Origin of the sequence: Pseudactinotalea sp. Z1732, from assembly GCF_049724975.1 — a bacterium.
Lineage (GTDB): Bacteria > Actinomycetota > Actinomycetes > Actinomycetales > Beutenbergiaceae > CALKWS01.
On the sequence record NZ_JBMPQC010000011.1, the window covers coordinates 68,173 to 94,374 of the forward strand.

Sequence of the window (26,202 nt, forward strand, 5' to 3'; positions counted from 1 at the left end):
AGGTGGCCGAGGTGCTGTCGATCCTCGACGCACCGCTCCTGGCCGAGCACAACTGCTGGTTCGGAGGCGGCACCGCGATCGTCCTCGCCAACGGTGAGTTCCGCGAATCGGTCGACATCGACTTCCTGGTCTCCGACCCGAAGTCCTACCGCGAACTGCGCCAGATGGTCAGGGACCACGGGCTCGATGCTCTGGCTACACGCGAACTGGACCTGGGTCGATCACCCTCTGTTGACGGTTACGGCATCAGGACCTCGGTGCTCGTGGCAGGGATTGCGATCAAGTTCGAGATCATCCATGAAGGTCGCATCGACCTCGACACTCCCTCCCTGGGCGATGAGATCTGTGGCTTACGGATCCTGACGCGAACCGACCAGGTCGCAACCAAGCTGCTCGCCAATGACGACCGTTGGGCAGACACGTCGACGTTCAGCCGCGACCTGATCGACCTGGCCATGATAAAACCCGACGCCGTCGCCCTGAAGGCCGGCGCGCGCAAGGCGGTCGATGCGTACGGCAAGACGGTCGGCGAGACTCTCAACAAAGCAGTCACCTACCTCCAAGATCGCCCGCAACGTCTCGACGAATACATCCGAGCACTCAAAATCGACGCGCCCCGAGCGGTTGTCTGGCAGAGCATCCGCGACTTGTCCGCAAGATGCGCGAAGATCGAAGGTCTAGGTCGGGGCTCGGACTAGCCTGACGTCATGTCGGTGAGTCCGCGACGAATGACCTCAGGGTCTCCGACCGTCCAGCGGTCCGCAAATAGTCCGCAAGAAGTCACGCGGAGCCCGTTTCTGACCAACGGCTGCCAACGGCTCGCGGACGGCGTTTGCCCAGGTCAGAGGCCCTTTTTGGCTGTTTTCAACGATTATCGAAGGTAGCCGAAATACCCGGTTTTCGTTCCGCTTCAACGTCTGATCCCCAGCGCGTCAGAACGGCCCCGTCTGCTTCGGCTGAGTCTTGAGGCATCTGCCGCCGCAGCTCTATTCGACAGCCTCCAAGGTTCTCTCGCGGAACAGCTGAATGAGTGTCATGGGGTCCGAGAAACTGACGAGCATGGGAATCCGGGCTGATGTGGAAGCGGCGACGGCACTTGCCTCGTCAAGGGTCGTCCCGGTGTTTGCGGATGGGGCGTTCGCTGACGTCTGGCCTTCCTTGGCCGTCCACGTCCGCTGCCTAAGAGTGTTCGGTGCACCACCCGCGAGCCCGATTCCGACTCGAGGGTTGACCTTGACCCGAGGTCAACCCGGAGCATGGATGTCATGGACACGCCAACGAAGACCCCACCGACCCCTTGGACGGGCTACGTTCCCGTCGAAGACACCGCACTCCGTGTCACCGACACCGGAGGGGACGGCATTCCCGTCGTCTACCTGAACGGTTCCTATGCCAACACCCGACACTGGAAGAAGGTCATAGCCGAACTCGGGTTCACCGGAACCGTGCACGCGGCCACCGATCAGGCGCTCGCCGGACACGGCCTGCAGCGCACCACGGCCGCATCGGCCGGTGGGTCGATCACCTACCGGCACATCGCCTATGACGAACGTGCCCGCGGCCGCTCCCGCCGCTCGGCCGACTACTCGTTCGAGGCCGCCGTGCGCGACCTTGACGCGGTGCTCACCGCCCGCCGCAGCGAGCGCCCGATACTGGTCGGCTGGTCCTACGGGGCCCTGATTGCTGTGCACTGGGCCGACCGGCATCCCGACCGGGTCGCCGGCATCGTGTCGGTGGACGGGGCACTCCCGGTTCCCGCCTCGATCAGGAAGGAACTCCCCGACGACCAGATCCGCAGACTTTTCGGCAGGATGCGGCTGTTCCTGCCGATCGCCGCACGACTGGGGTTGGCTGCTCGGATGAGCGCCGATCAGCACGCCCAGATCAACATCGAGGCAAACAACCTGCTGGAGGAGTCGCAGCTCGTTCCAATTCTCGACCGGATCACCACACCAGTGCGCTACATCATCGCCCAGGGCGACCACACGGGATCGAAGAACGACCAGATGGGTCGGATCCGCCGCGCGCTCGAACCAGTGGTCGCCCGGAACCACAACCTCCAGATCAGCGCCCGGGTGCCGAGCAACCACGAGGCGATCCTGCGCAAGGATTCCGTTGCCGTCGCGCAGGTCGTACGGGACCAGGCCGCGCAACTGGCAGGCTGACGCATGGCACGGGGTCTCACGATCGGGCAAGCGGCGGCGTTCGCGAACGTCACCATCAAAACGGTGCGGCACTACCACCGCCTGGGCCTGGTTGCCGAGCCCGACCGCGACACGTCCGGCTATCGCCGGTACGGATCGGCGGATCTGTTCCGGCTCGTCCAGGTGCGCACGCTCGCCGAGGCAGGCGTGCCCCTGGCAGAGATCGAAGATCTTCTCGACGCCGAGCCGGAGCAGTTCGCCGCCCGGATGACCGAGGTCGACCGGCGGCTGAGCGAGCGGATCGACGCGCTCCGAGAACGCCAACTCACGCTCCACAGGCTGGCAGACGGCGATCGGGCGCTACTCTCCGACCGCGCCTGCTCCGCGCTTGCGCGGTTCACCGCGTACGGCTTCGACCTCGAGTACGTCGACTCCGTGCGGGAGAGTCTCATCCTGCTGCGTGCGATCACCCCAGAACTGCACGACGGGTTCCTCGACCAACTCGATGAGCGCTTCGCCGACCCGGAGCACATCGACCTGCTGAAGCGCTCCTGGGAGGCCCGCCACTGGGATCCGCACGACTCGCGCATCGAAGCCCTCGCAACGGATCTCGCAGCGAACCTACTCAAGCAACGCGAGGTCCTGGAACGGAACGCTGCGACGCTGGTCGATGCCGAGTCGACGCAACAGTACGTCACCATCGAGCACCATGGATCGGACGACTATCCAGCAGTAGTGCGGATCAACACCCTCGTCACCCAGCACCTGCGGGCCGCTGGCGTGCCGATCCCCAGACAGGGTTAGGGAGAAGGTTCAGATCGTGGACCTACCCAGCGACGGGCGCTCTTGGTAACGAACCATCACCGATGAAGGGTGGAACGGGCGTCACCGGCGACGTTGGGACAAAGGGTCGTCTGATCACCTGACCTACTCATGTCCCCGTGTCGGCGTTACCTCGTCGACTCGCTCGCCGAGTGACGCAGACATGATCGACTCCGCAGCCTTTCGAGGGCGGTCCCCCGCCGTTCGCCAGTGGTGGGCGTAGATGGTGAACCTCGCAGTCGCGTGCACAAGCGACCGCTGGACGGTCACGACGTCGCAACCGGCGGCGATCCGGCCGGAGGCGTAGAAGGGCCGCAGGTCGTGGAACTTGATGCCGGACGGTCCAGCGTCGCGCAGCGTCTTGCGCGAGCAGTAACCGACGGCGTTCTGGTGCGGTGGTCGTCGCCCTCACCCCCGAGGAGCCAACGATCCTTGCCGGTGGGCGGTGAGCGGCGAGGTGTTCGGCGAGCACGTTGAACCGAAGCGCCGCTCCTCGCGGATGCTCGGGGATGCCGGTCCGGCGCCGCACGACATTGACGTCATGGTGCTCGGGGACCCCGACGTGGACGCGGTTTACCAGGCGTGCACCCGAGTCGAGGTTGCGGTGCACCGTCCCGTGAGCCCGACGATCCTCACCACCGAGGAGTTCGCCGCGCCCTCCGGGTTCCTGGACGACGTGCGCAGCGGGCCGGCCGTCGCCGTGATCGGGGAACTGTCGTGGCGCTGACCCCGCTCACCCGCGTCCAGCAGGCGGCGGTCCTCGCGCCGGTCGCCAGGTCTGCGGCGGACATTTCGCGCTTGCTGTGGTCTCGGCCGTCAGTGGCCTGGACGGCGCCCTGAGCGTGGGCCTCAGCCCCGCCGCTCGAGGTGCCGGAGGATCTCGGCTGCCTTCTCCAGCAGGGGCTCAATGTCCTCGGCCTGCTGACGGCCCTTGCGCCAGAGCAGCAAGGTCGAACCACGGGTGGCCAGGCCGTCCAGTTCGCCGTGGAAGTCCAGGAGACGAGCACGGAAGCCGTCACCGAGGAGGGCGCGCAGAACGCCCTGGTTCTGCGCCTTCGCCCCCCAGGCGCGGTCGAATCCCGCGTCCCCGGTGGTCTGGCTGGGCGCGCCGGCGAGGGCCCGCGAGAAAGCACCGCCCCGGGATGTGATCGTCAGCGCCGGTAACTCCCGGTCCGCCTTGAGCGCGGCCAGGTGGTAGAGATGCACATGAGTGGACCCCCTGCTGCGGCTGCTTCCCTTCGTGCGCTCAGTGGCGGCGAACTCCCAGGACTGTGCCGCCCGGCTTCGGTAGGTGCCGCTGAGGAGGTTGCGGGAACGGAGCCGGCGAAGTCTGCCGGAAGCGGTGATGGGCAACTCGAAGCTCTCGGTGAGGCCCTCGGATTCCTCCTCATAACGCCAGGCGTGCCGTGTGGCGAACTCGCGGGCACCGTTCGTCGCACGACGACGTCGCCGCTCGATGCGTACGGTCGAACCGATGCCGAGCGCCAGCACCGTCGCCAGCGGAAGCGCGATGATGAGGATCTCAACCGGCGGCACTCTGGCCCCTCACCGCGGCGTGCGGGGCGCCGCGCCCCCAGCCTTCGAGGCTCGGGTCGGGCTGGTCACGGCTTTCCAGTCGCCGTCCACCAAGGTGGAGGTGATAAGGGTGGCAACGGGCCTGACGCTCTCGCAGCCGGTGTCCATGGCATGAGCCTAGTCACCCCTCCAGGTCGCACGCATCGGTCTCCGGTTCGACGCGACCGAATTCACGAGGCAACCGGCCGTGAAGCCGGTGGCACTGCGTGGTGGTGCGCACAGGGCGGCCGGGTGGCGGTCCAGTAGGCGCGCGTGATTGGCTCTCGTGCCCAGAGGAGTCCTGGCCGCCCGTTCATGCGGGCTCGCGTCGAGTCGAGCAACGCTCGGTGGCCGCAATTCGATCGCGTAGATTTACGTTGTATGACATATCAGGGCCTCTCCCCGTGAAGCGCGTCCGAGGTCAGCACGCAGGGCTGACCCGGGCGATGGTGCTCGGCGGCGCTCTCGATCTCGTCGACCGGCAAGGTGCTGCGTCGCTGACTATGCGCGGTTTGGCTGCTGAACTGGGTGTCGAGGCAATGGCGCTCTACCATCACGTGTCGAACAAGGACCAACTCCTTGACGGGTTGGTGGAACTGGTCGTCGGCGACGCCGTGCCGCCGGAGTCAACTGGGCGTGAGTGGCGTGAGTTCATGCGTTCCTACGGGTTGAGGCTCAGTGCACGGCTGCGAGCGCACCCGGAGGTGCTGCCCCTGGTTGCGACCCGCCCTGCCCTCACGCCTACCGTCCTGCGGATGTTGGACAGGGGAGTGCGTGTCCTGCAGGAGGGTGGGTTCCCGCCCGGGTGGGCGCTGCAGGCCATCCACGTGGTGACGGGGTTCGTGGTCGGCAGCCTGGGGGCGTTCCCGGAGACGACGGGGGATGGGGGCGACCCGGAGCGGGTGGAACGTCTCTCCGCAGTGGAACTCGCCGACTTCCCTGCCCTGCAGGCTGCGGTCACGTGCGGCCATGCCCCGGGCAGCGGACAGGACTTGTTCCTCGTCACTCTCGATGCGCTCATCGAGGGCCTGGCCAGTGCCGCGAGCAGATGATGCTGGGCGGACGGCGCTGGAAGGTGGATGACCCGCTGCCCCGTGGGAGGCGCCAGTCAACGACAACAGCGTGCGCCGGAGAGGTCGGGTGCCCCGCTTACCAGACGTCTTCCTCGGCCAGCGGAATGACCCAGGCGCGCCGCTCACAGATCAGGCCTTCTCGCATCACAAAGACCTCCGCCATGCTCAACCGCTGCGTGGACCCGTCCCCTTGTGGGACCCGGCCACGGAGTTCAGCCATGATCGTGTCACCCTCCTCGACCATCCGCACCACCTCCAGCTCGGGGTCCCCTGCGAACCCAGGGCCCTCGATGGCGGCGTCGTAGGCAGCCTTGCCTTCCAGCGTGAAGGCACCGAACACCGTCCACCTGATGTCGTCGGTCAGGCAGTCCAGGATCTGGCCGTGATCGGTGCGTCGAAAGCCATCGAGGTAGCGCTCCACGGTCTGCTTGTTCCTACTCGTTCCCACGTTCTCTCTACCTCCTCGTTGGGTGGGCTATGCCGGGAGATCTCCGGACCGAGCCCATGGCCCTGTGATTTCGACATGCATCTCGAAGTTCGGCACCAGGACGCCGCGGACCGTATTCGTCTTGTTCTCACGGTCGACCACGAAGCCACACCTGGCGAATGTTGCCCGGGCGGCGCGGCTCGCTCGGGTCGTGACACGCGTGCACCCTCGTCGCCTGGCTTCGGCCAGCACGCTGGTGATCAACGAGCGGGCGATGCCACGCCCACCGGCCTGAGCGGGCAACGAACAGCATGTCTACCTCTGCCTCGTCGGTCAGGTCGCAGAAGCCCACGAGAACCCCCTCCACCTCGGCCACGATCGTCCACACCCGTGAACGAGCAGCGGCCCACGCCGTGCTGTCCAGGTGTGGAGGGCACCATGCGTTGACCTGGTCTGGGCGGTAGTGGGCTGACGCCGTTTCTCGGATGGCGCGCACGTACACCTCCAGGGTGGGCTGCGCATCCCCATCCCGGTACCGTCTGAGTCGCGGAGGGAGGGGGGCGTCGTCGGAGTCTTCGCGCCAGTTCATCCCACCGAGGAGACGCCCTCGTAGACCGCGAAGTCCGGCCTCCCTCGCGTCTCGAAGACCTGGATGGTCAACCCCTGCGGTGTCGTACGGCTGTTGACCAGGTCAAGGCCGAGAGGGCTCGCGCCATCGGGGAAGAGTCGACGGCCCTGACCCACGACCACGGGGGCGACGACCAACCGCAGCTCGTCGACCAGGCCGGCGGAGAACAGGCTCTGAGCCAGCGCCGAACTACCATGCACTTGCAGGTCACGGCCTGGCCGGGACTTGAGGTCAGCAACCTGGGCCTCAACATCTCCCGTCAAGATGGTGGTGGGATCCCAGCCGGCGTCGGACAGGGTCTGTGTCGCCACATACTTCGGCAGACTGTTCATCCGCGCCGCGAACGGGTCCCCTGGATCGGTGATTTGTGGCCAGTCACGGGCGAACGCCTCGTAGGTACGCCTGCCGAACAGCAGCGCATCGGCGTGGCCGAGCCAGTCGGAAGCCTGCTCCACGAATGAGGCATCCATGTGCGGGACCAGCCACCCCCCTCGGGTGAACCCTCCGCTCGGATCCTCCTGCGGGGAGCCGGGTCCCTGCGACACGCCATCGAGGCTCACGAACTGCATGACGGTCAACTTCACCTGCGGATCACTCCCGACGCTGGTCCATGTGTTGTACGTCGTAGAACATAACGGGATCGGTCGGCGCTGGGCAAGGGATGGCACCCCCACACACGGGAGCCCCCAGCCCGAGATGCACTCACGATAGGACCGGCGTCAAGGTATCGGGCCGGGCATGTCACCGTCACGTATGAGGAGCGACAGCACGCATCCACTGGGGCAACTGCCCAAGAACGGCGACGTGCCCCGACGCCTCGAGTGAGCGCACGCCGGCCGACGGCAGCAGCGCGGCGAGTCGCTCCGCGTGATGAGCAGGGATGACGCGGTCGGACGCTGCGTGGAACACACTGACTCTGGTGGTAATCCGATCGAGGTCGACGCCCCATGGCGCGACGAGTGCGAGATCGTCGTCGATCTCGCCGAACGCGCTGCCCGCGGCAGTTGCCGATTGGGCGTCGTCACCGATGCCGGCCCACGGTCCCGACAGGGCTGCCCAATCGGCTGCTGTGAAACTGCCGGGATCGAACTCGGCCGTGCGCTGATAGCGCTCCCTCGCCTCGGGCCCTTCGGCAGCGGGCCGCAGCCCGCCCCCGTTGGCCGCCATACCCGTGAACCAATCCGGCGTCTGGTCATAGGGGGCGGGGCATCCGAACGTTGCGGCATGGTCGACGCGATCGGGCGCAAGGGCTGCCAGCGCGAGTGCGTGCGGGCCGCCGCCCGAGTACCCGGCCGTGACCATGCGGCCGACGTTCAGCCGGTCCAGGACCTCGATGATGTCCTCAGCAGCGTCGGATACCGTGCGACCAGCACGTCGGGATGAGCCCGCGAAGCCCGGGCGGGTCACCGACACCAGGCGTAGCCCGACCGCAGCGGCTAGCTGGTCGATTGGCGGCGGATGCTTCCCGGTGTGCGGCGTGCCGTAATGCATCACGAGCACGGGCGCGCCCGGGGCGGGGGAGCCCGCGTGGTGGATCGCGACGTCGCGACCATCCTTGAGTTGGGAGTCTTGCCGCTCACCCATGTCGCTCCGCTCCCGCCCACAAAGCCGTCTCGAATGTCGTCGTCGCACGGGCACGGGCTCGTGCACCCTTGCTGCGCTGAACCTATCGCGCACAGGACCAGTGGAGGCCGGCTTCAGGCCGCGGCCTCGGTGCTCCCTGCGAGGGGTCCCTATGGGCGCGTAGCGTGGGCAGGGATCCGAAGCACGCTGGAGGTGCCGACCCCGTGAGCACGATCGTCTTCTGTCCGATCACCTTCAATCTCGCCGAGGTGACGCGGATGATCGAGGTCGCCCGGGCGCTGGATCCCCGGCACCGTGCCGTGTTCCAGGGCTATGAGCACGACTTCGCTCATCTCATCGTCGACGCGGGTTTCGAGTATCGCCCGAGCGAACCCTCGTTCACCGAAGTGGAGCGCCGGCAGGCGCTGCGTTTCGATCAGGGCAAGACGCTGAGATCTCCCTTCACCGACGAACTGGTCGCAGCGCGGGTGGGCGCCGAGAGGCGTCTGATCCGCGAGGTGGATGCCGCGGCCGTGGTCATCGGCACGAATCCGACCTCGATGATCTCAGCGCGTGCCGAGGGAGTGCCCTTGTTCTATCCCGTCCCGTTCGCTCTGACCCGACCACAGGTCGAGCAGGTTGGTCGGATCGGTCTTGTTCGCGGGACGGGCACGGCCGCCCGGCTTGCCGACACTGTCGCGACCCGTCTGTTGCGCTGGGCGTACAACCACGCGCCACTCGCCCCGAGGGCCTTCGCACGAGTCGCGGTCGCCAACGGGCTGGCACCGCTTCGCACCATCGCATCGCTTCTCGAGGCGGACCACAACCTTCTCACCGTCATGCCGTGGGAATTGGAGGGCTTCTCGCTGCCACCGGGCTATGCGCGCGTCGGCCCGATCTTCGCGCATCTCGACGGCGAACTGCCGCCGATCGTCGCCGAACTGGCCGCGGAGGAGCGACCCCTTGTCTATTTGGGCCTCGGCTCGTCGGCGCACCGCGGCCTCGCTCTGGCCGCAGCGGCCGGGCTCGGTGAATTGCCGGTGAATGTCATTGCGCCGATACGGCACTATCTCGATCCCGATGACCGTCTGCCCGCGAACGTCCACGTCACCGACCTCCTTCCCGCCCACCGCCTCGGCGGATTCGTCGACGCCGCCGTGCTGCACGGCGGCCAGGGAACCGTGCAGACCGCGTGCGCAACCGGCACCCCCTTCGTGGGGTTCGGACTCCAGCCGGAGCAGGTGTGGAATATCGACCAGTGCGTCGCGCAGGGTAATGCGATTGCACTCTCTCCGAAACAAGCCGGCACACGACTTCTGGCCGACGCCGTAGAACGGATCCTCGCCGATGAGCGCGTGCGTGCGTCGGCTGACCGCGTCGCGCAGGCATTCCGCGCCGAAGACGGTGGTGCCGCCGCGGCGCGATATCTCGAAGCGCAGATCGCCTCGATCGAGCGTTGAGGCCTCTGGCCGTACCCTGTCGTGACTGGCGGTTCAGGGCCACCGGGGCCGGTACTTCAAGTGCGTTACCCCGGGGCCTTCTGCCACCCGGACGATGTCGAGTTCCACCGGAGCGTCCCCACCGCTCTCGAACAGACGGCGTCCCTGGTGCAGCAGGACGGGGACCAGGTGGATCTGGAGTTCCTCCAGCAGGCCGCTTTGCAGGCCCTGTTGAATGGCGCCCCCGCCGTGCAGTCCTACGGCTTTGCCCGCGGCGGCAGCGGTCGCCCGCTGTACGGCGGCTTCGAAACCGTCGGTGACGAAGTGGAAGGTGGAGCCTTCGCGCACGTCGTCGGGGCGGGCGTGATGGGTCAGGACGAAGATGGGCATCTCGAATGGCGGGTGGGGCCCCCAGATGGCTTCGGCGTGCTGGTAACTGTCATGCCCCATCACCAGGGCGCCGGTGCGGTCGAACTCCGGGCCCAGCACGTCGTCGGCGGTGAGTTGGTTCCTGTCGGCGACGTCGTGGGCGAACCAGCCGTGTAACGACGCCCCGCCGCTGCCCATCGGGCTCTCCGGGTCCGGGTCCGGGCCGGTGTAGAACCCGTCGAGGGAGACGCTCAGGCTGGCGATGACGGTCATGCTTGTGCTCCGACCTGGGCGTGTTCAGGAACGACGGCGTCGCGCCCGGCCACCACGGCGGCCCGCAGTGAGTTGTCAAACTCCAGCGGGGACATCTCCACGGACAGGACGCCGCTTTCCGTCACCGTGCTGTGCTGCAGGTGAAGGCCGTAGGCGGGACCGTCCCCGTCGAACAGGCCAGCACCGCCGCCCACGACGACGGGGGCGATCAGGAAGCGGTAGATGTCGATCAACCCGGCCTCGTGCAGAGTGCGGGCCAGGCGGATGCTCCCGTGAACCTGCAGTTCACGATCGTCGTCGGCCTCCTTGAGCCGTCCGATGTCATCGAGGAAGCCGGAGCCGAGCGGCGTGCTGGTGTCGGCCCAGGTGGCACCCAGTGTCGAGGAGGTCACCACGTACTTGTGCCGGTGGTTGATGCGATCGGCGACGGCGTCCGCGGGGTCGGTGACAAGGGGCCAGTGGGTTGCGAAGGTGTCGAAAGTGCGCCGTCCCAGCAGCAGGGCACCGCAGCGCTCGTACCACCCATTGACCGCCTCGCCGCATCCATCGTCGAAGACGGGCATCAGCCAGCCTCCGCGGTGGAACTCCCCGCGCGTGTCCTCCTCCGCGCTGCCCGGACCTTGGCTGACCCCGTCAAGGGTCATGAAGAGATTGACGCTCAATTTCATGGTGCATGCCTTTCTGTGGCTTGGCTGGGTTGGGGATCAGGGAATGCCGGCGGTGTCGGCCAGCGGGACATGGAAGGCGCGGATGAAGTCATCGAAGGCGGCAGGAGGTCCGGTGTGGCGGACAGCCCCGGAACTCAGCGCATCAGCGGGTGTCATTCGGCCGGCGAGCAGCAGGCGAAGTTGCGGGCCGGTGCGGATCGTCACGTCGGGCGGGCCACCGGGTTCGCCTTCGCCGACGATGGCCCGGTCGGGTTCAACAATCGCCCAGGCGCTCGCAGGACCGGCATGGACCGCGTACGTCGTCACGACCCGCACCGCGCCGGGGCGGAAGGCTGCCCGCAGGGCCGCCGCTAGCGAGGCATCGGTAATCACGTCGTCGTCGGCCGGTGAGACCATCGTCGCCGCTCCCCATCTCCCGATCGCATCAAGGATGGGGAGGAGTCCCTGTCCGTGCGGGGTGAGTCCGTAGAGCACACCCCCACCCGGCCGGTCCTGCGCCGTGCGGTCGATGACGCCCGCCGACTGCAACTCACGCAGCCGCGTGGCCAGCACACTGGTCGGAATTCCCGGTAAGCCCTCCAGCAGGTCCTTGAACCGGCGAGGTCCGATGCTCAGGTCGCGCAGGATGAGCAACGACCAGCGCTCACCCAGCACACTGCCGGCCTTGGCAAGGCCGCAGAACTGGCCGTAATCCTTCATGGATTCATATTACGAAGTGCGCTCCATAAAAGCAAGCAACGTGCACGTTGGGGGCGCGGTTCCGCTTCTGGCGAGATGTCGGGGAGGTCGTCGTCGTGACCGGCGCCGAGGTCTCAACTGCCCTGCAGTCCCCCGTGGAACTCACTACGGTGGTGGGAATACTGTCCAATGATCGGCTCAACGATGACGACGGAGATCGACCCAAGCCGCTACGCCGGGCTACGCAGGTACAACATCACGGCCGCGGTCGTGCACGCGGCCCAGGCGGTCGCGGTGGTGCTGCTCGCGACCGACTTCACCCTGCCGATCACCGCCAGGTACCTCGCCGGCCCGCCCGGCAGCCCCCCGGGCGAGGCGGTCACGCTGTGGGACGCCCCGATTCCGCTGGCGATCGCGACGTTCCTGGTTCTGTCTGCGCTGTTCCACGTCATCGTGGCCTCCCCACCATTCTTCGGCCGCTACCGAGCGGGGCTGGCGCAGAGGCACAACTACTTCCGCTGGGTGGAGTACGCGCTATCCAGTTCGCTGATGATCGTGATCATCGCCCAGTTGGTCGGCATCTCCGACGTGGTGGCGCTGGTGGCGCTGTTCGGCGTCAACGCCTCGATGATCCTGTTCGGCTGGCTGCAGGAGCGCTACCACGAGCCAGGCGACGGCGGATGGCTGCCGTTCATCTTCGGCTGCTTTGCCGGGGTGGTGCCCTGGGTCGGCATCGTCATCTACACACTCGCCCCGGGGTCGACCACTGGGGCCGAGCCACCCGGCTTCGTTTACGGGATCATCGTCTCGCTGTTCCTCTTCTTCAACGTGTTCGCGTTGGTGCAGTGGCTCCAGTACCGCCCGGTCGGCCGGTTCCGGGACTACCTACTGGGGGAGCGGCTCTACATCACGCTCAGTCTCACCGCCAAGTCCGCTCTGGCTTGGCAGATCTTCGCCGGCACCCTCGCCGCCTGAGCCACCGGTCAATGTCCGCAATCTTTCACGCGCATCGGTTCAGTTGGGGCCACTCCCAGCGGCACGCATGCCCACTCCAATCATCGGCACGCTGCGAGCAGTTTCAACCACCGGTGCCCGGGACGCTCCTGCCGGAGCGCTCCCTCTAGCCAATCAAGGCTCGCCTCCTGAAGGTGTGGCAGGCAACGCTCGAGATCGAGGGTGTCCTTGGGGCGAGCGTGCTTTGCCTTCAGGAGAAGCTGGACTTCTGGACGCAGGTAAGTGATCCCATCGTGTTCCCACAGGCACTCCACAAGTGGCTTCGTCAGGTGTGGAGCCCGCTTGTAATGCCAGGTAATTCCGCGAACTTCCTCAAGCAGAACGTCATATTCCCAGGGATCAGCACCGCTCGCGCGCAACCAGAGGTTGCCGCATCGATCGGGAATCTGTGCGTCTTGGTTCGGGAGAATCGGCGCCAAGATGCCGAATGCAGCCCAGGCATCAAGTGTGGATGACACGAAGTCGACAAATCCCTCTGCTTCCTCGCGGGGGATCCCGAGGTCCAGGTCGCCATGCTCGCGCCGCGAACCGGCAAAAGCGTCGATCGCCCAGCCTCCAGCAATCCACCACCGGCCGGAGTAGCTTTCGAGCAGTTGTGCTGCGTCTTCTGGTGTGCGGTGCTTCCAAGGGCCATATAGACGGACCACTTCGTCATGATCGAGCACAGCCACAGAGTAACGCCCGTGCGGATCGGCGCGTTTGCCGATCCCTGCGTCGTGATATTCCGAAGCGCTGGGCTGCGCGAGGGACTTGCGCGTTGGTTGTGCTCAGCCGGTCCCGGTCTCATCCCGCAGCCGCGGTTCGACCCGGTGCTCAGGCCGCACCCCGGACTTGTCGGCGTAGAAGTCACGGATCCGGTCCATGTCCTTGGCGACATCACCGGTCAACTCGAAGGTCGGCCCCAGGCCGGTAGTCATGGTGGTGCGATCGACGTAGCCAAGGGTCACCGGCATCCCCGTCTCCCGGGCGATGCGGTAGAACCCCGACTTCCAGTGCGTGTGCCCGCTGCGGGTTCCGTCGGGGGTGACCACGAGCCCGAACACCTCACCGGCGCGGACCCGCTGGACCACCTCACCCACCACGCGGCTGGGGTCGGACCGGTCCACGGGAATACCGCCCAGTGCCCGCATGATCGGGCCCCGCCAGCCTCGGAACAGACTGTTCTTGCCCAACCAGCGCACGTCGACGCCCAACCGCCAGGCGATGCCCAGCATGAACGCGAAGTCCCAGTTGGAGGTATGCGGGGCGCCGATGAGGATGGTGGGACGGTCCGGCGCGGGAGAGGTGGACAGTCTCCACCGGCTGAGTGACCAGAACGCGCGGGCCACGAGGCGTCGAAGCATGGTCCTACGCTAGATGGTCCTTGACCCGTTGGCCCGCGCGCGTGATGCAGCCCACCAGCGGCCACGAAGTGCCGAGGTTGTGGCTCAGATGTCCGGGTCAGGTCGCTCGAAGAAGTCGAACCGGATGGCCTTGGGCATCACGTGCACGGCCTTGAAGTCCGGACCTCCGGTGACCTTGTGCCACTCGCCGGAGGGCACACGAAGGCATCGCCGGGTGCCAGATCGTGTCGGGTCTCAGCGAACTCGATGGTGCATCGCCCCTCAGTGACCACGAGTACCGACTCGTCCGTGGCGGTGTGGCCGGGGAATGCGGTGCCGGAGGTGCCCTCCATCCGCTTGGCGGCCATCACCGAACCTTCGTCCAGTGGAGTCAACCTCCTCATACTGTTCCTCCGGGGGTGGTACCCAGACCCTGCGCTGCATCGGCGTGTTCCAGCGCTCTGTAGGTCGCCTCGAAGGCCTCGCACCCATCGCCGGGCACCGCATAGTTGCCAGTCACCGCGCGCAGTTCGTCGAAGAGTGCAGCGACCTGGCCGGCGCTACTTGCTTGCTGGACCTGCTCGGTGAGTTCGCGCACCCGGGTCAGTTCTGGGTGGTGCTCCCCGTGCACCCGCTCAATGAGCGGAGCGAACTGAGCAGCGGTCGCCATGTGTCCCTCGGCCATCGGTAGAGGCCTCCCGTCCTTGTCTCGGCTATGTCCTCAACGTATGCGGAGAGCGAGAGAGGAGCCTTGACGCGGATCAAGCCATGACGACGGCGCCCGCCGCACCAGGATCGCGACTCGCACTCCGAGCCGCCCTCAGCGTGATCGTCGGCGTCGTCGCAGTCGGTGCCGCCGCCTGAACTTCACTCCGGTCGCGGACGCATGCGGGTGCGCTTGATCTGCGATCGCAACCGCTTCCCCTCCAGTCGCCGGCGCTGGGAGCCGCGGGTGGGTCTGGTCGGGCGCCGCCGGACCGGAGGCACCACCGCCTCGCGCAGCAGGGCGGACATGCGCTCCCGGGCTGCGACCCGATTGCGTCGCTGGGAGCGATGCTCGGCCGCGTCGACGGTCAGCACCGTCCCGGAGAGGCGGGTGCCGAGCCGGTTCAGGGCTCGCTTGCGCTGAACGTCGCTCAGGGCGGTGGTGGCGCTGATATCGAGGCTGAGTTGAACCCGCGAGTCCGTGGTGTTCACACCCTGGCCGCCGGGCCCGGAGGCGTGGGAGAACCGCTCGAGCAACTCTGCCGCCGGCACCGTGATCCCGGCCGGTGCGCCCGGCCCTGGGGGTACGCGCAGGTCATCCACGCCGGTCAGTATGACCCACGGGGTTCGCCGGGGGCCGCTCGCTAGGGTCGTGCCATGCGCAACGAGACAGGTGGCCGGCTCCAGGTGGTGTGCGGGCCGATGTTCGCCGGCAAGTCCGAGGAACTGCTGCGCCGGGTGCGCCGGGCTCGGCTGGCCGGGCTGGCCGTGGAGGTGGTCAACCACAGCCTGGATGAGCGCCACGGCGCCGGCCAGGTCGCCTCGCACGACGGCGGGCGCATCCCCTCCCGGGCGGTATCGGACGTCGCTGCGCTGCGCGATCTCCTCACCGGGCGTGACCTGGACCTGCTGGCCATCGATGAGGCGCAGTTCTTCGGTCCAGACCTGGTCCCCACGGTCGGTGACCTGGTCGCCGAGGGGATGACCGTCGTCGTCGCCGGTCTGTGTGTGACCTACGACGGCCGGCCGTTCGAGCCGCTGCCCGCCCTGATGGCACTGGCCGAGGACGTGGTGAAACTGACCGCGGTGTGTTCGGTCTGCGGGCGCGACGCCGCCTTCCACCAGCGGGTGGAGGAGGACGACGGCGAGGACGCCCTGGTCCCCAGCGTCACCGCCATCGGCGGTACTGAGACCTACCAGGCCCGCTGCCGACGCCACCTCATGCTCGGGGCTTGACGGCGGCCCTCGCGTGGGCGCCGGTTCGCCCGGTCAGCCCAGGGGCGCCCGGCGGGTCACAGACGAGCTGGTCCGGGCGTTACGCAGGTCGAACATCGCAACCACCAGGCTGACCAGCACGATCAGGGTGGTGGTGGCGAACCCGGCACTGATCGCCGCGGTCCAGTCCCGCTCGGCCAGCACCGCGAAGGCCAGGCCGGTGATCACGGCCAGTCCGATCGCGGCACCGAGGCGTTGCCCGGTCTGCAGCACGCCGCCCGCGCTACCGGCGTACTCCAGCGGTACCTCAGTCAGGGTGAGGGTCTGGTTGGGGGCGATCACCATGCCCTGCGCGATGCCGATGAACGCCAACGTCAGCAACAGCCACCACATGCTCGCGGCACCGGTGGCCGCCAGTTGCACCACCGCGATACTCAGCACCAGCCCGAGCAGCGCGCAGCCCATCCCGGCGATCAGGATCGGGCGGCCGTGGGTACTGGTCCAGCGACCGGCGAGGTAGGAACTCACCGCAGACATCAGCGCCGCGGGTAGGCCGATCAGCCCCGCCTCCAGGGCGTTGCCACCCTGGCCACCCTGCACGTACATCGCCACCAGCACCCACACACTGGTCACGCCCATGAAGTACAGACCTGCGATGAGGGTGCCGCCCGTGAAACTGCGGATGCCGAACAGGGCAAGGTCCACCATCGGGGGGTGGCCGTGACGTTTGTGGCATTGTTCCCACCAGGCCCACAGTGCCAGTAACCCCAGCCCTGCCGGCACCAGCAACCAGCCGCGCCAGCCCATGTTCCGCTCGACGAAGGGCAGCAGCAGCGCCAGCACCGCCAGGCCCAGCAGCACCGCACCCACCGGGTCCACATCGCGGACCGTGGTGCGGCGGGTGGTGCGGGGAGGTCGCATCGGCCGCGGCAGCCAGCGCAGGGCCAGCGCGATCGCGCCCAACCCCACCGGAACGTTCACCAGGAACGTCCAGCGCCACCCGTTCACCGACCCGGCCACCTCGACGATGAGCCCGCCCAGCACCGGCCCGATCGCCACCGAGATCCCGACCACCGCCCCCAGCGCGCCGTAGGCACGCCCACGCTCGGGCCCGCGGAAGTACTGCTGGATCATGCCCACGACCTGCGGGGTGAGCAGTCCCGAGCCCAGTCCCTGCACGAACCGGGCCGCGTTCAGGGTGCCCGGGTCCGGTGCGAGCCCGGCCGCCACCGAGGACAGGGTGAACAGCGCGGTGCCGATGATGAAGAGAGGTCCGCGGCCGAGGATGTCGCCGGCTCGCCCGGCCGCCACCAGCACCACCCCGAACGTCAGGGCGTAACCGGTCAGGACCCACTGCAGGTCGGAGTCGGTGGCGCCCAGTCCTTGTTGGATCGAGGGCAGCACCACGTTGATGATGCTGACCGCCACCAGAGACATGAAGACGGCACCCAGCGCCACAGCGAGGACGCGCCAGCGGGCGGGATCGGGGGCGTCGTCCTGCTGCGCCGGAGGCGGGCTGGTGGCCTCGGTGGTGAACTCATCGGGTCGATCCGGACCCTGGCTCATCGTGGACATGTAGCGGCTGATGGTACTCCCAACCGGTACGGTCCCGGTATGCACGCTGAGCCGGTCGAACTGGTCCGATGCGCCTGATCAGCGCCCTGCGGCCGGTGTGGGCGGGACTGCTGTTGGCCGCCTTCATCGCGGTGGGACTGATCGTGCTGAACTCCTTCATCCCCGAGCAACCGCTGCCGCTGCGGCCGAGGCATGCCCTGTTCGTGTCCGGGTTGATCGTCGTGCTGCTGGTGCTGATCGGCACCGCCCCGCGCACGTCACCGGGCGCCCCGGCCGAACTGCTCGCCCCGGTGCGGGGGCAGTGGGTGGCGATGAACAGCCCCGGCCAACACCTGCCCAGCCATGGCACGCGCACCCGGGGACAGTACTGCGCGGTTGATCTGTCCCGCCCGGCACGGGACTCCACTCCGGCGCTGGTCCGCTGGGGCTTGCGCGGGGACAGACCCGAGGAGTACCCCAGTTTCGGTGAGCCGGTCTACGCGATGGCTCCCGGCGTCGTCGTGCGCTCACTGGGTTCCAGGCGCGACCACCGCGCCCGCAGCACCTGGCCGGGCCTGGTGTACCTGGCCACGGTGGAGGCGATGGCCCGGGAGATCGGCGGCACCGGTGCGGTGCTGGGCAACCACGTCATCGTGGCCCACGACGACGGCACCTTCGCCGCGTACGCCCACCTGCGCCGGGGCAGCGCGATCGCGCTCGGGAGTTCGGTGGTGGCCGGTGACGTGATCGGCCGGGTGGGCAACACCGGCAACACGTCGATGCCGCACCTGCACGTGCAACTGATGGACCGGGCGAACGTCGAAGCAGCGGCCGGGCTGACGATGGTGTGGCCGCAGATCGCCCGGACCGGCGACCTCGACCCGACCTTCGTGAAGTACGCACGAGAGCCCACCTCCGCGGCGCTGTCCCAGATGCCCCGCGACGGGGAGGTCTTCACCGCGCCCGAAACCCCACCGGCTGCGTAGGAGACGGCGACGGGAAGGTCCGCGATCGCGGCGGCGTTGACCCAGGCGATGCCCCCAGAGCCCGCTCGCGCGACCGTCGTCGTCATCGGCGCCGGTCAAGCCGGTCTGTCCGCCGCCTACCACCTGAATCGCAGGCGCTTCGGTAGCGCCCTACAACCCGGGAACGACGGCGCCACCTACGTGGTCCTGGACGCCGCGGCCGCCCCGGGCGGGGCCTGGCAACACCGGTGGGAGTCACTGCGGATGAGCACGATCAACGCGATCTTCGACCTTCCGGGCATGCCCGTCCCGTCGGTGGATCCGGACGAGCCGAGCCGGGACGCGGTTCCCCGCTACTTCGCCGCCTATGAGTTCGAGCACGGCTTCCCGCTGGTGCGTCCGGTGCGGGTGACCTCGGTTCGGGACGCTCAGGATGGTTCCGCCGACGCCGACGCCGACGCCGTCGGCATGGGCACGGGCGGCGGGGGCAGCGGGGACCTGATCGTGCAGACCGACCGGGGGAGTTGGGTTACCCAGTGGGTCATCAACGCGACCGGCACATGGGACAACCCCGTGTGGCCGGTCTATCCCGGCGCGGAGACCTTCTTGGGACGGCAGTTGCATACCCGTGACTATGTAGCGGCGGAGGAGTTCGCCGGGCAGCGGGTGGCGATCGTGGGTGGCGGGATCTCCGCGGTGCAGCAACTGGAGGAGATCTCCCGGCACGCCACCACGTTCTGGTACACCCGGCGTGAGCCGGTCTTCCACGAGGGGGAGTTCACCTCCGAGACCGGGCGGGAGGTGATCGCCAACGTCACCGCCGACGTGGAGGAGGGCCGCCCCACCGGCTCGGTGGTCAGTTACACCGGTCTTGGCTGGACCCCCTACGCCCTGGCCGCGAAGGAGCGTGGTGCGTTGGTGCGCCGGGAGATGTTCACCGCGATCGAACCGGGCGGTGTGCGAGAGGCCGACGGGTCCCTCACCCAGTTGGATGTGATCCTGTGGGCCACCGGGTTCAAAGGGGCGCTGGCGCACCTGGACCCGTTGGAACTGCGGAATGAGCAGGGTGGCATCATGCTGCGCGAAACCCAGGTCGCCGATGAGCCGCGGGTGCACCTGATCGGGTTCGGGCCCTCCCAGTCCACCGTGGGCGCCAACCGCGCCGGGCGGGCGGCGGTCGCCGCGATCGTGCGGGCGCGGCGGGGGACCTGATCGGGGCCGGTCACATGGAGTTCACCGCCCCCGGATACCCGCCTACGCGGTCCTGGTCAGGACCGAACCGAGGTGATGGGTCATCGGAACCCCTACCGCGGCCATCGCGAACTCCGTGGTCAACTCATCGCCGTCCAGGCGCAGCCGTCGGATGGTCTCATCGACGATCTTGGCGCTCGCGGCATTGACCACCCGGGAGTGTAGTTCGGTGGCGAACCCCCTCGGTTCGGTGACCAATGCACCCTCGGCCAACTCGGTCTGCCCGGTGGGCTGGGCCAGGACGAACTCCACGGCCTCGCCGCCGGCGACGCGGAAGAACCCGGTCTCGGTGTGCATCGGATCGCCGGCGGGTGACCACGTGCGTTGGAGATAGGTGAGGAAGGGCTTGCCGACGTCGGTGAAGGTGACCTCTTCGGTGTAGGTGAAGGAGGTGATGGTGGGGTACTCGCCGCGGCCGGGGCCGCGCCAGGTGCCGACCAGATCAGCGACGGGAGCAAGAGCGGGGTGCAGTGCCATGTTCCCGACACTACGCCGGGACCGGCGGGCAGGAGCCGGCTCGGCCGCTTCGGGTGACCTGCGCCGTCGACCCGCGCGTGCACGCCGAGCACCCAGAATGCCGTACCGACCCCGCCGATTGCCCCACAATGGCGCCCATGGCCTACTTCGAACGCATCGACACCTCCACCTTCCGCGCCACCGAGCACGTCGGTGGGGCATGGGTCGAGGAGGAACAGCACATCGCGGCGGCACTGGGGCTGATGGTGCACGCCGTGGAGCAGGACCGGGATGCCCGCCGCGACGACCACCTGGTGGTGGCCCGGATGTCCTACGACATCCTCGGCACCGTGCCGGTGGACGTGGTGGACATCGCCATGGAGGTGCTGCGGCCCGGGCGCACGATCGAACTGGTCGAGGCGGTCCTGTCCCACGCGGGCCGGGCGGTGGTACGCCTGCGTGCGTGGCTGATGCAGACCCGCGACACCACCGCACTGGCGGGCACCGCGCTGCCCCGGATCAAGCCCCCGGAGGAGATGGAGCCGGTCGATCCCACCCGCGACTGGCCCGGGGGCTTCATCAGATCCATCGAGGTGCGCCGCGACCACCATGAGCCGGGCCACGGGGCGTTCTGGGCACGCACCGCGCACGCACTGGTCGCCGGCGAGGAGTCCAGCCGCACGGCGGCCTTCGCCGGGATGCTCGACGTCTCCAACGGCATGGCCATCCGTGCCGACCCCCGCGAGGTGCTGTTCCCCAACCTGGACCTGACCGCCCACTTCTTCGCCCAACCGCAAGGGGAGTGGGTCGGCTACGACACCACCGTGTCCTTCGGTGCCGCAGGGATCGGGCTGACGCACACGATCATCCACGACCGCACCGGTCCGATCGGTGCCCACTCCCAGGTGCTCACGGTCCGGCCGCGCTGAGGCGTTGCCGCGGGCGGGTCGTGTCGCCGGCCACGACCCGAAGGCGGCCGCGGATCGTCCGGAATGAGGGTTAGCGTGCAGATTCACCTGGCCCGACTCGGCGAAGGAGAACGCCCCATGAACAACGACCAGCCTCGCACCCCCGTGCTCGACCTGATCATCCTGGACTGTCCCGACGCCCTGGTGTTGGGTCGGTTCTACTCCGAGTTGCTGGGCTGGCCGATGGAGCAGGGCGCCGATCGCGACTGGGTCAACCTTGAGCCTCCCGGTGGTGGGGTCTCCCCGGACAACCCGCAGGGCCGGCCCACGCTGGCGTTCCAGCGTATCGATGACTGGGTCACGCCCACCTGGCCCGGTGGGACCCACCCCCAGCAGATGCATCTGGACTTCACCGTGGGTGACATCGATGCCGCCGAGCCCGGTGTGCTGGCCCTGGGCGCGCGGGTGCATGAGCACCAGCCCTCCTCCGACGGCGGGTTCCGGGTGTACCTGGACCCGGCCGGACATCCCTTCTGCCTGATCCGCTGACCACCAGCACAGCGCAGGTCAAGCGCACGCCCGGCCTCGGGCGTCCGGACGATCAGGATCCGGCAGGCATGCGCCCACACATCCGGTGAACGGCGCGCCCGCACATCGAGTTTGCGTGCGCGAGAATCAGTGGCATGCGCACCAACCTTCGCGGCCAGAGGGTACTGATCACCGGGGCCGGTAGCGGCATCGGCCGGCTGCTCGCTCTCGGCGTGGCGCGGCGCGGTGGGCGGGTCGTGATCTGGGACCTGGACACAAGCTCCGCCGCGGCGGTTCGCGATGAGATCCGGGCCGCGGGCGCACCTGCGGAATCGTTCGCCGTCGACGTCTCCGATGCCGCCGCGGTCGCGACCGCCGGCCGGGAGACCGGGCCGGTGGATGTGCTGATCAACAATGCCGGCGTCGTCACCGGCAAGCCGCTGCTGGCGGCGTCGGAGGAGGCGATCCGGCGCACCTTCGAGGTCAACACGCTCTCGCTGTACTGGGTGACCCGCGCCTTCCTGCCCGGCATGATCGAGCGCGGCCGGGGCAGCGTGGTGACGATCGCCAGTGCCGCCGCCCTGTTGGGCGTGGCCCGCCAGAGCGACTACTCGGCCAGCAAGGCTGCGGCCTTCACCTTCGCCGAGTCCCTGCGGGTGGAGTTGGCCAAGGACAAGACCGGGGTGACGTCGCTGGTGGTGTGTCCCTACTACATCGACACCGGAATGTTCGCCGGGGTCCGCACCAGGTTCCCCCGCGTCCTGCCGATTCTGGACCCGCAGCGAGCCAGTGACCGCATCCTGCGGGCGATCGAGCGGGGTCGTGCCGAACTGCTCATGCCGCAGAGGGTGATGGCTGTCCGGTTCGCCCGGCTGCTGCCGGTGACGGTGTTCGACCGGATCACCGCCTTTCTCGGGCTGCACGACTCCATGGATGCCTTCACCGGCCGGGCCGGGGCTGCCGAGCGAAAAGAGCCGACGACGACGGAGCCTGCCTGATCGGGCTGGTGCGGCGCACGAAGCGCGACCCCGCCGTCGTGCTGCGTCAGCGCCGTGCGAATCCCTCCGAACACCCCCGCGCTACGGTGCCGCGTGTGGATGAAGCGAACGTGTTGCTGGTGATATCCGGCCTGTCCGGTGTGGGCAAGACGGCTGCCGCGGCTGCCGTGGCGAAGCGGACCGCGAGTGTGCACCTGTCCATCGACACCATCGAGGAGGCACTCCTCGAGAGCGGCCTGCCGCCCGGGTGGACTGTGGGCGTTGCGGCGTACGAGGCGGCCCGGGCGATGGCGCAGACCAACCTGATGGCGGGTTCGTCCGTGGTGGTCGATGCGGTCAACGATAGTGACGAGGCTCGCCGGACTTGGCGCCGCGCCGCGGGGCGGTGTGAGGTGCCGCTGCGGTTCGTGCACCTGATCTGCTCCGACGTGAGCGAGCACCGCGTGCGTCTGCAGGGCCGTACCCGGGGGTTTCAGCGCATTGGTGAGCCTTCGTGGGCGGATGTAATCGCTCGTGCCGCCGACTTCGTTCCCTGGTCGGCCTCGGACGAGGTCTCTGAGGTGGACACCGCTGGAGTGACGCTTGAGACCGTCGTGGAGGCGGTCCTCGCCGCCAGGGATGGGTCCTAGTGCTGGATCAAGCCGCCCACGGGTGCGGTGGCGACGTGCCCGGTGATCGGGCGGGTCTGCGCCAGCGTCAGGCCGACGTCGACCAACGAGGATCGGCGCAATCGGGCAACTCTGGGCAGCGGGACCCAGGAGGGGTCCTCGGTGTCACCGTTCGGCTCAGCGCGCAGCCGGCCACTGAGGAGACGGACCTGGAGAAGACGCCCACGTTCTGGTGAGTGGTTCCGGCACGAGCGACCGCTGCGGGTATCACCCGGGAGTCCACACCCAGCAGGCTCTCGACCGTTGCGTCGCAGCCAGTCTCCTCGGACACTTCCCTGGTCACTGCATCGAATGGATCCTCGGCGTGCTGCACCCCACCGCCGGGCAGGGTCCAGACCGGCTCGTCATCGGCAGGCACGTGATGGACGAGGAGAAGGTGATCGTTTTCGATGCACACGGCGTAGGCGGCTAGTCGGAAACTCACCGGCGCACTGTATCGCGCAGGAAGGGAGCGTCTACTGGCTCGCCCGAATACCTCGTTGGCGGGCCGTGCGAGCGTGTCGGAAATTCGGGTGAGTTCCACCGTCGCCCCCTCCTACCATGGCCGCTCATGGACACCTGGATTGAGCATCGGCGGACAGACGGTGAACTGATCGGCTGGCTGCGCATGCGCGACGAGCACTTCGTGGCCGTCGACATGCTCGGTCGCGAGATCACCGAACCACTGGACTACCTGGACGCCGAGGAAGCGCTGGAGGAGCGCGGGCTGTCCTTCCTTGCCGAACCGTGGCTGCTGGAGCACCCGGACGGTACCTCCGAGCGAGTGCGGATGACCGAGGTCCACCCCGAGCGCATCACGGTTCGGCAGGACGACTACGGTGTGGCGGCAGTGGCGGGGGCGAACGTGCGTGACTACGTGCTGCCCTTCCCCGCTCCCACGAGGTTGCGGCCGCTTCACGGTGAGAGTGGCGCAACGACGACGAAGGGCGGGCCGGCGTGACATCGACACAGTCGCAGGATCGAGCACAGGCTGAGATCGGCAGGGTGCGCAGCCGGGTACTGGTCCTGGAGCGGCGTATCGATGACCTGGAGTCGCTGCTGCTGCGGGGCCTGGTGCTGGCCACGGTCGTGTTGCTCGGGGTGGGAAGCCTGGTGACCGCGGCCGCCGGCCCCGACGTCGGGGCGTGGAGCGTGCTCACCGCACCGATCGGGGTCTATGACACCTTGGCCAACTCGGACAACGTGCCGGCCACGCTCGTGCTGCTCCTGGCGGCGGTGGCGCTACTGGTGGTGGTCCTCGTCGCGCTGGGCGCCTGCGGCGTCATCTGGCGGCGTCACGGCGGCGGGGCGGCGCGTTTCGTCCGGGTGGTCGGATGGCTCCTGCCGGCCGCGATCACCGTGGTGCTGATCCTGACACTGATCGCCGGTGCCGAGCCCGCCGAGAACGCCGAGGCCGGCTCCGCGGTGCGGTGGTTGGTTCCCGGGGCGGTGCTCTTCGCTCTCATGGTGCACTCCGACGGCCTTCGCCGGTTGTGGGTCGCGGACTCGTGAGGTGCGCTGTTGCACCGCAGCCCGGTCGCGGTGATGATCGAGTGGTCCGGCACCGGCCGGCTCACCCGAACTCGGAAGGATCTCGATGACACAGCGCAAGCGCGTGGTGATCATTGGCGGTCACGGCAAGATCGCCCTGCTCACCGCCCCGAAGTTGACCGACGCGGGGTATGAGGTGCACTCCGTGATCCGTAACCCCGACCACCACGACGAGGTCGCCGCGACCGGCGCGCACCCGGTGCTGCTGGACATCGAGAATGCCGATGTCGGTGCCCTTGCCCAGGTCTTCGACGGCGCCGACGCCGTGGTGTTCTCCGCCGGTGCCGGTGGTGGCAACCCGGCCCGTACCCACGCGGTGGACTATGAGGCCGCGGTGCTCTCGATGCAGGCTGCGGAGCGAGCCGGGGTGCGCCGGTACGTGATGGTCTCCTACGTCACCGCTGCGGCGGACATCCACCGGATCGATCCGGAGAGTTCCTTCTACCCCTACGCCAAGGCCAAGCACGATGCCGATGCCCACCTGCGCACAACGGAGTTGGACTACACGATCCTGGGTCCGGCCGGGCTGACCATGGAGCCGGCAACAGGCAAGATCCTGTTGGCCGACGACGAAGGGCAGGTTCCCGATGGGGACCTCACCGAGGATCAGCGGGTCACCTCGCGGGAGAATGTGGCCGAGGTGATCGTGCACGTCCTGGAGTCCGCAACCGGGATCCGGCGCACCCTGAACTTCTACGACGGATCCACCCCGATCGCCGACGCGCTCGCCTGACTCAGGGCATGGGTCGGGTGGTCACGCTCGCCGCAGTCGCACCCGTTCGCACCAGGTCACGCACCGCCACAGCCACTCCACGGGACCGTAGGTAGAACGCCGCAGCCACCAACGGCTCCAGCCTGCCTGAGCCACGACGATGAGGAACGTCAGGGCCGTGACCTGGGGCCAGGACTCGAAGTCCTCGATGCCCATCAGCGGCGCGGCGCTGAGGAACATCACCGTGGCGGCCAGGTAGTTCGTGAGTGCCATCCGGCCCATCGGTGCGAAGAAGCCGCTGAGCACACCGCCCCACCGGGTGCGCAGCAGCAGCAGGAAGCCGGAGGCGTACGCCACCCCGGCGGTCACGCCGGCCAGCTGGAACTGGCTCCAAGCGCGATATGGGCGGGAACGCGCCAGTCCGGTACCCGAAACTGTGCCATGAGTCGCAGGAATTCAGGTAGCGTCGAGGCAGTGGAATTGCACTCGACGGTGAATGCGAGGAATGTCATGGCGGCTGAGTGGCGCGAAGCACGACTGATTCCGACATCGGGTATTCGAGGGGCTGTAGATCAAGAAGTTCGTGCGACCTCGGCCTTACTGTCGGTATTGACCGTGGTGCCGCAGTTTGCGCATTCGATGCTGAAGCCGTGCGGCGCGCCACTTGGGCCCAAACGAGCGAACGTCAAGGCCTATACAGAGGTAGCCTTCGAGGACAAGAAGAACAAGCGTACGCCC

The 26,202-nt window shown here is 68.0% G+C and carries 33 protein-coding genes and 3 pseudogenes; 19 read left to right on the forward strand and 17 right to left on the reverse strand.

Annotation, left to right across the window (positions count from 1 at the left end):
• Positions 1–2: 2 nt before the first annotated feature.
• The 4 genes from ACPL7H_RS16270 (at position 3) to ACPL7H_RS16285 (ending at position 3,693) form a co-directional block, all read left to right on the forward strand.
• Positions 3–698 carry a nucleotidyl transferase AbiEii/AbiGii toxin family protein gene (locus tag ACPL7H_RS16270; protein WP_424797836.1) on the forward strand — a complete coding sequence of 232 codons (696 nt, stop codon included), beginning with the start codon at positions 3–5 and terminating at the stop codon, positions 696–698.
• Between the two features lie 567 nt (positions 699–1,265).
• A complete protein-coding gene (locus ACPL7H_RS16275; RefSeq protein WP_424797837.1) occupies positions 1,266–2,165 on the forward strand; it encodes an alpha/beta fold hydrolase in 900 nt (299 codons plus the stop codon).
• Between the two features lie 3 nt (positions 2,166–2,168).
• On the forward strand, positions 2,169–2,948 hold the full coding sequence (locus ACPL7H_RS16280; protein ID WP_424797838.1) for a MerR family transcriptional regulator: 780 nt from the start codon (positions 2,169–2,171) through the stop codon (positions 2,946–2,948).
• 463 nt (positions 2,949–3,411) lie between these two features.
• On the forward strand, positions 3,412–3,693 hold the full coding sequence (locus tag ACPL7H_RS16285) for a hypothetical protein (protein ID WP_424797839.1): 282 nt from the start codon (positions 3,412–3,414) through the stop codon (positions 3,691–3,693).
• Between the two features lie 122 nt (positions 3,694–3,815).
• Here ACPL7H_RS16285 and ACPL7H_RS16290 read toward each other — a convergent pair whose 3' ends face one another.
• Positions 3,816–4,502 (reverse strand): hypothetical protein, encoded by a 687-nt coding sequence (locus ACPL7H_RS16290; RefSeq protein ID WP_424797840.1) that lies wholly within the window; start codon positions 4,500–4,502, stop codon positions 3,816–3,818.
• A 422-nt stretch (positions 4,503–4,924) separates the two neighbouring features.
• Between ACPL7H_RS16290 and ACPL7H_RS16295 the strand changes: the two genes are divergently transcribed.
• Positions 4,925–5,572 (forward strand): TetR/AcrR family transcriptional regulator C-terminal domain-containing protein, encoded by a 648-nt coding sequence (locus tag ACPL7H_RS16295; protein WP_424797841.1) that lies wholly within the window; start codon positions 4,925–4,927, stop codon positions 5,570–5,572.
• 97 nt (positions 5,573–5,669) lie between these two features.
• Here ACPL7H_RS16295 and ACPL7H_RS16300 read toward each other — a convergent pair whose 3' ends face one another.
• From ACPL7H_RS16300 to ACPL7H_RS16315, 4 genes are all read right to left on the reverse strand, one after another.
• Complete coding sequence (locus tag ACPL7H_RS16300; RefSeq protein ID WP_424797842.1) at positions 5,670–6,041, reverse strand: nuclear transport factor 2 family protein; 372 nt, start codon at positions 6,039–6,041, stop codon at positions 5,670–5,672.
• 27 nt (positions 6,042–6,068) lie between these two features.
• Entirely contained in the window at positions 6,069–6,323 is a 255-nt protein-coding gene (locus ACPL7H_RS16305; RefSeq protein WP_424797843.1) for a GNAT family N-acetyltransferase, read from the reverse strand.
• Between the two features lie 282 nt (positions 6,324–6,605).
• Complete coding sequence (locus ACPL7H_RS16310) at positions 6,606–7,232, reverse strand: dihydrofolate reductase family protein (protein WP_424797844.1); 627 nt, start codon at positions 7,230–7,232, stop codon at positions 6,606–6,608.
• 163 nt (positions 7,233–7,395) lie between these two features.
• Entirely contained in the window at positions 7,396–8,232 is an 837-nt protein-coding gene (locus ACPL7H_RS16315; protein WP_424797845.1) for an alpha/beta fold hydrolase, read from the reverse strand.
• 203 nt (positions 8,233–8,435) lie between these two features.
• Between ACPL7H_RS16315 and ACPL7H_RS16320 the strand changes: the two genes are divergently transcribed.
• Entirely contained in the window at positions 8,436–9,671 is a 1,236-nt protein-coding gene (locus ACPL7H_RS16320) for a glycosyltransferase (RefSeq protein WP_424797846.1), read from the forward strand.
• A 33-nt stretch (positions 9,672–9,704) separates the two neighbouring features.
• Here the strand turns inward: ACPL7H_RS16320 and ACPL7H_RS16325 are convergent, their stop codons facing one another.
• The 3 genes from ACPL7H_RS16325 to ACPL7H_RS16335 are packed head-to-tail and all read right to left on the reverse strand — an operon-like array spanning position 9,705 to position 11,659.
• Positions 9,705–10,292: a dihydrofolate reductase family protein gene (locus tag ACPL7H_RS16325; protein WP_424797847.1), complete on the reverse strand. Its 588-nt coding sequence runs from the start codon at positions 10,290–10,292 to the stop codon at positions 9,705–9,707.
• A complete protein-coding gene (locus ACPL7H_RS16330) occupies positions 10,289–10,960 on the reverse strand; it encodes a dihydrofolate reductase family protein (RefSeq protein WP_424797848.1) in 672 nt (223 codons plus the stop codon). Before ACPL7H_RS16330 ends, ACPL7H_RS16325 begins: the two co-directional genes overlap by 4 nt.
• Positions 10,961–10,996: 36 nt before the next feature.
• Positions 10,997–11,659: a winged helix-turn-helix transcriptional regulator gene (locus tag ACPL7H_RS16335; protein WP_424797849.1), complete on the reverse strand. Its 663-nt coding sequence runs from the start codon at positions 11,657–11,659 to the stop codon at positions 10,997–10,999.
• Positions 11,660–11,842: 183 nt separating this feature from the next.
• Between ACPL7H_RS16335 and heR the strand changes: the two genes are divergently transcribed.
• Positions 11,843–12,613: a heliorhodopsin HeR gene (gene heR, locus ACPL7H_RS16340; protein ID WP_424797850.1), complete on the forward strand. Its 771-nt coding sequence runs from the start codon at positions 11,843–11,845 to the stop codon at positions 12,611–12,613.
• An 80-nt stretch (positions 12,614–12,693) separates the two neighbouring features.
• Here heR and ACPL7H_RS16345 read toward each other — a convergent pair whose 3' ends face one another.
• From ACPL7H_RS16345 to arfB, 5 genes and pseudogenes are all read right to left on the reverse strand, one after another.
• Positions 12,694–13,317 carry a nucleotidyltransferase domain-containing protein gene (locus ACPL7H_RS16345; RefSeq protein WP_424797851.1) on the reverse strand — a complete coding sequence of 208 codons (624 nt, stop codon included), beginning with the start codon at positions 13,315–13,317 and terminating at the stop codon, positions 12,694–12,696.
• Positions 13,318–13,419: 102 nt separating this feature from the next.
• Entirely contained in the window at positions 13,420–13,995 is a 576-nt protein-coding gene (locus tag ACPL7H_RS16350) for a 1-acyl-sn-glycerol-3-phosphate acyltransferase (protein WP_424797852.1), read from the reverse strand.
• 248 nt (positions 13,996–14,243) lie between these two features.
• Positions 14,244–14,378 (reverse strand): annotated as a pseudogene (locus tag ACPL7H_RS16355) (hypothetical protein); the annotation flags it as partial.
• Entirely contained in the window at positions 14,375–14,659 is a 285-nt protein-coding gene (locus tag ACPL7H_RS16360; RefSeq protein ID WP_424797853.1) for a hypothetical protein, read from the reverse strand. The pseudogene ACPL7H_RS16355 and the gene ACPL7H_RS16360, both read right to left, overlap by 4 nt.
• 182 nt (positions 14,660–14,841) lie before the next feature.
• Entirely contained in the window at positions 14,842–15,282 is a 441-nt protein-coding gene (gene arfB, locus ACPL7H_RS16365) for an alternative ribosome rescue aminoacyl-tRNA hydrolase ArfB (RefSeq protein WP_424797854.1), read from the reverse strand.
• 54 nt (positions 15,283–15,336) lie between these two features.
• Between arfB and ACPL7H_RS16370 the strand changes: the two genes are divergently transcribed.
• Positions 15,337–15,915, forward strand: a complete 579-nt coding sequence (locus tag ACPL7H_RS16370) for a thymidine kinase (RefSeq protein WP_424797855.1) — start codon at positions 15,337–15,339, stop codon at positions 15,913–15,915.
• 33 nt (positions 15,916–15,948) lie between these two features.
• Here ACPL7H_RS16370 and ACPL7H_RS16375 read toward each other — a convergent pair whose 3' ends face one another.
• Positions 15,949–17,469, reverse strand: coding sequence for an MFS transporter (locus ACPL7H_RS16375; protein WP_424797856.1), 1,521 nt, complete (start codon positions 17,467–17,469; stop codon positions 15,949–15,951).
• 68 nt (positions 17,470–17,537) lie between these two features.
• On the opposite strand from ACPL7H_RS16375, the gene ACPL7H_RS16380 reads away from it, so the two are divergent.
• Both ACPL7H_RS16380 and ACPL7H_RS16385 read left to right on the forward strand, forming a co-directional pair.
• A complete protein-coding gene (locus ACPL7H_RS16380; protein ID WP_424797857.1) occupies positions 17,538–18,434 on the forward strand; it encodes a M23 family metallopeptidase in 897 nt (298 codons plus the stop codon).
• Positions 18,435–18,482: 48 nt separating this feature from the next.
• The gene (locus ACPL7H_RS16385; protein WP_424797858.1) at positions 18,483–19,625 is read left to right on the forward strand and encodes an NAD(P)-binding domain-containing protein; all 1,143 of its coding nucleotides are present in this window, start codon (positions 18,483–18,485) and stop codon (positions 19,623–19,625) included.
• A gap of 42 nt (positions 19,626–19,667) precedes the next feature.
• On the opposite strand, the gene ACPL7H_RS16390 is transcribed toward ACPL7H_RS16385, so the two are convergent.
• Positions 19,668–20,141, reverse strand: coding sequence for an FABP family protein (locus tag ACPL7H_RS16390; RefSeq protein ID WP_424797859.1), 474 nt, complete (start codon positions 20,139–20,141; stop codon positions 19,668–19,670).
• A gap of 137 nt (positions 20,142–20,278) precedes the next feature.
• On the opposite strand from ACPL7H_RS16390, the gene ACPL7H_RS16395 reads away from it, so the two are divergent.
• The 5 genes from ACPL7H_RS16395 to ACPL7H_RS16415 all read left to right on the forward strand — a co-directional run bounded on the left by ACPL7H_RS16395 (position 20,279) and on the right by ACPL7H_RS16415 (position 23,398).
• Positions 20,279–21,049: a thioesterase family protein gene (locus ACPL7H_RS16395; protein WP_424797860.1), complete on the forward strand. Its 771-nt coding sequence runs from the start codon at positions 20,279–20,281 to the stop codon at positions 21,047–21,049.
• A 117-nt stretch (positions 21,050–21,166) separates the two neighbouring features.
• Positions 21,167–21,577 (forward strand): VOC family protein, encoded by a 411-nt coding sequence (locus tag ACPL7H_RS16400; RefSeq protein ID WP_424797861.1) that lies wholly within the window; start codon positions 21,167–21,169, stop codon positions 21,575–21,577.
• A gap of 134 nt (positions 21,578–21,711) precedes the next feature.
• Entirely contained in the window at positions 21,712–22,554 is an 843-nt protein-coding gene (locus tag ACPL7H_RS16405) for an SDR family oxidoreductase (protein ID WP_424797862.1), read from the forward strand.
• Between the two features lie 95 nt (positions 22,555–22,649).
• On the forward strand, positions 22,650–23,183 hold the full coding sequence (locus ACPL7H_RS16410; RefSeq protein ID WP_424797863.1) for an AAA family ATPase: 534 nt from the start codon (positions 22,650–22,652) through the stop codon (positions 23,181–23,183).
• A 35-nt stretch (positions 23,184–23,218) separates the two neighbouring features.
• The gene (locus ACPL7H_RS16415; RefSeq protein ID WP_424797873.1) at positions 23,219–23,398 is read left to right on the forward strand and encodes a hypothetical protein; all 180 of its coding nucleotides are present in this window, start codon (positions 23,219–23,221) and stop codon (positions 23,396–23,398) included.
• A gap of 107 nt (positions 23,399–23,505) precedes the next feature.
• Here the strand turns inward: ACPL7H_RS16415 and ACPL7H_RS16420 are convergent.
• Positions 23,506–23,745 (reverse strand): annotated as a pseudogene (locus ACPL7H_RS16420) (NUDIX domain-containing protein); the annotation flags it as partial.
• Between the two features lie 27 nt (positions 23,746–23,772).
• Between ACPL7H_RS16420 and ACPL7H_RS16425 the strand changes: the two are divergent.
• The 3 genes from ACPL7H_RS16425 to ACPL7H_RS16435 all read left to right on the forward strand — a co-directional run bounded on the left by ACPL7H_RS16425 (position 23,773) and on the right by ACPL7H_RS16435 (position 25,485).
• Entirely contained in the window at positions 23,773–24,162 is a 390-nt protein-coding gene (locus ACPL7H_RS16425) for a hypothetical protein (protein WP_424797864.1), read from the forward strand.
• Positions 24,159–24,713, forward strand: coding sequence for a hypothetical protein (locus tag ACPL7H_RS16430; RefSeq protein ID WP_424797865.1), 555 nt, complete (start codon positions 24,159–24,161; stop codon positions 24,711–24,713). The genes ACPL7H_RS16425 and ACPL7H_RS16430 overlap by 4 nt, the downstream gene beginning before the upstream one ends.
• 85 nt (positions 24,714–24,798) lie before the next feature.
• Positions 24,799–25,485 carry an SDR family oxidoreductase gene (locus ACPL7H_RS16435; protein ID WP_424797866.1) on the forward strand — a complete coding sequence of 229 codons (687 nt, stop codon included), beginning with the start codon at positions 24,799–24,801 and terminating at the stop codon, positions 25,483–25,485.
• Positions 25,486–25,506: 21 nt separating this feature from the next.
• Here the strand turns inward: ACPL7H_RS16435 and ACPL7H_RS16440 are convergent, their stop codons facing one another.
• The gene (locus ACPL7H_RS16440; RefSeq protein ID WP_424797867.1) at positions 25,507–25,833 is read right to left on the reverse strand and encodes a DUF418 domain-containing protein; all 327 of its coding nucleotides are present in this window, start codon (positions 25,831–25,833) and stop codon (positions 25,507–25,509) included.
• 105 nt (positions 25,834–25,938) lie between these two features.
• On the opposite strand from ACPL7H_RS16440, the pseudogene ACPL7H_RS16445 reads away from it, so the two are divergent.
• Positions 25,939–26,202, forward strand: a pseudogene (locus ACPL7H_RS16445) (hypothetical protein); the annotation flags it as partial.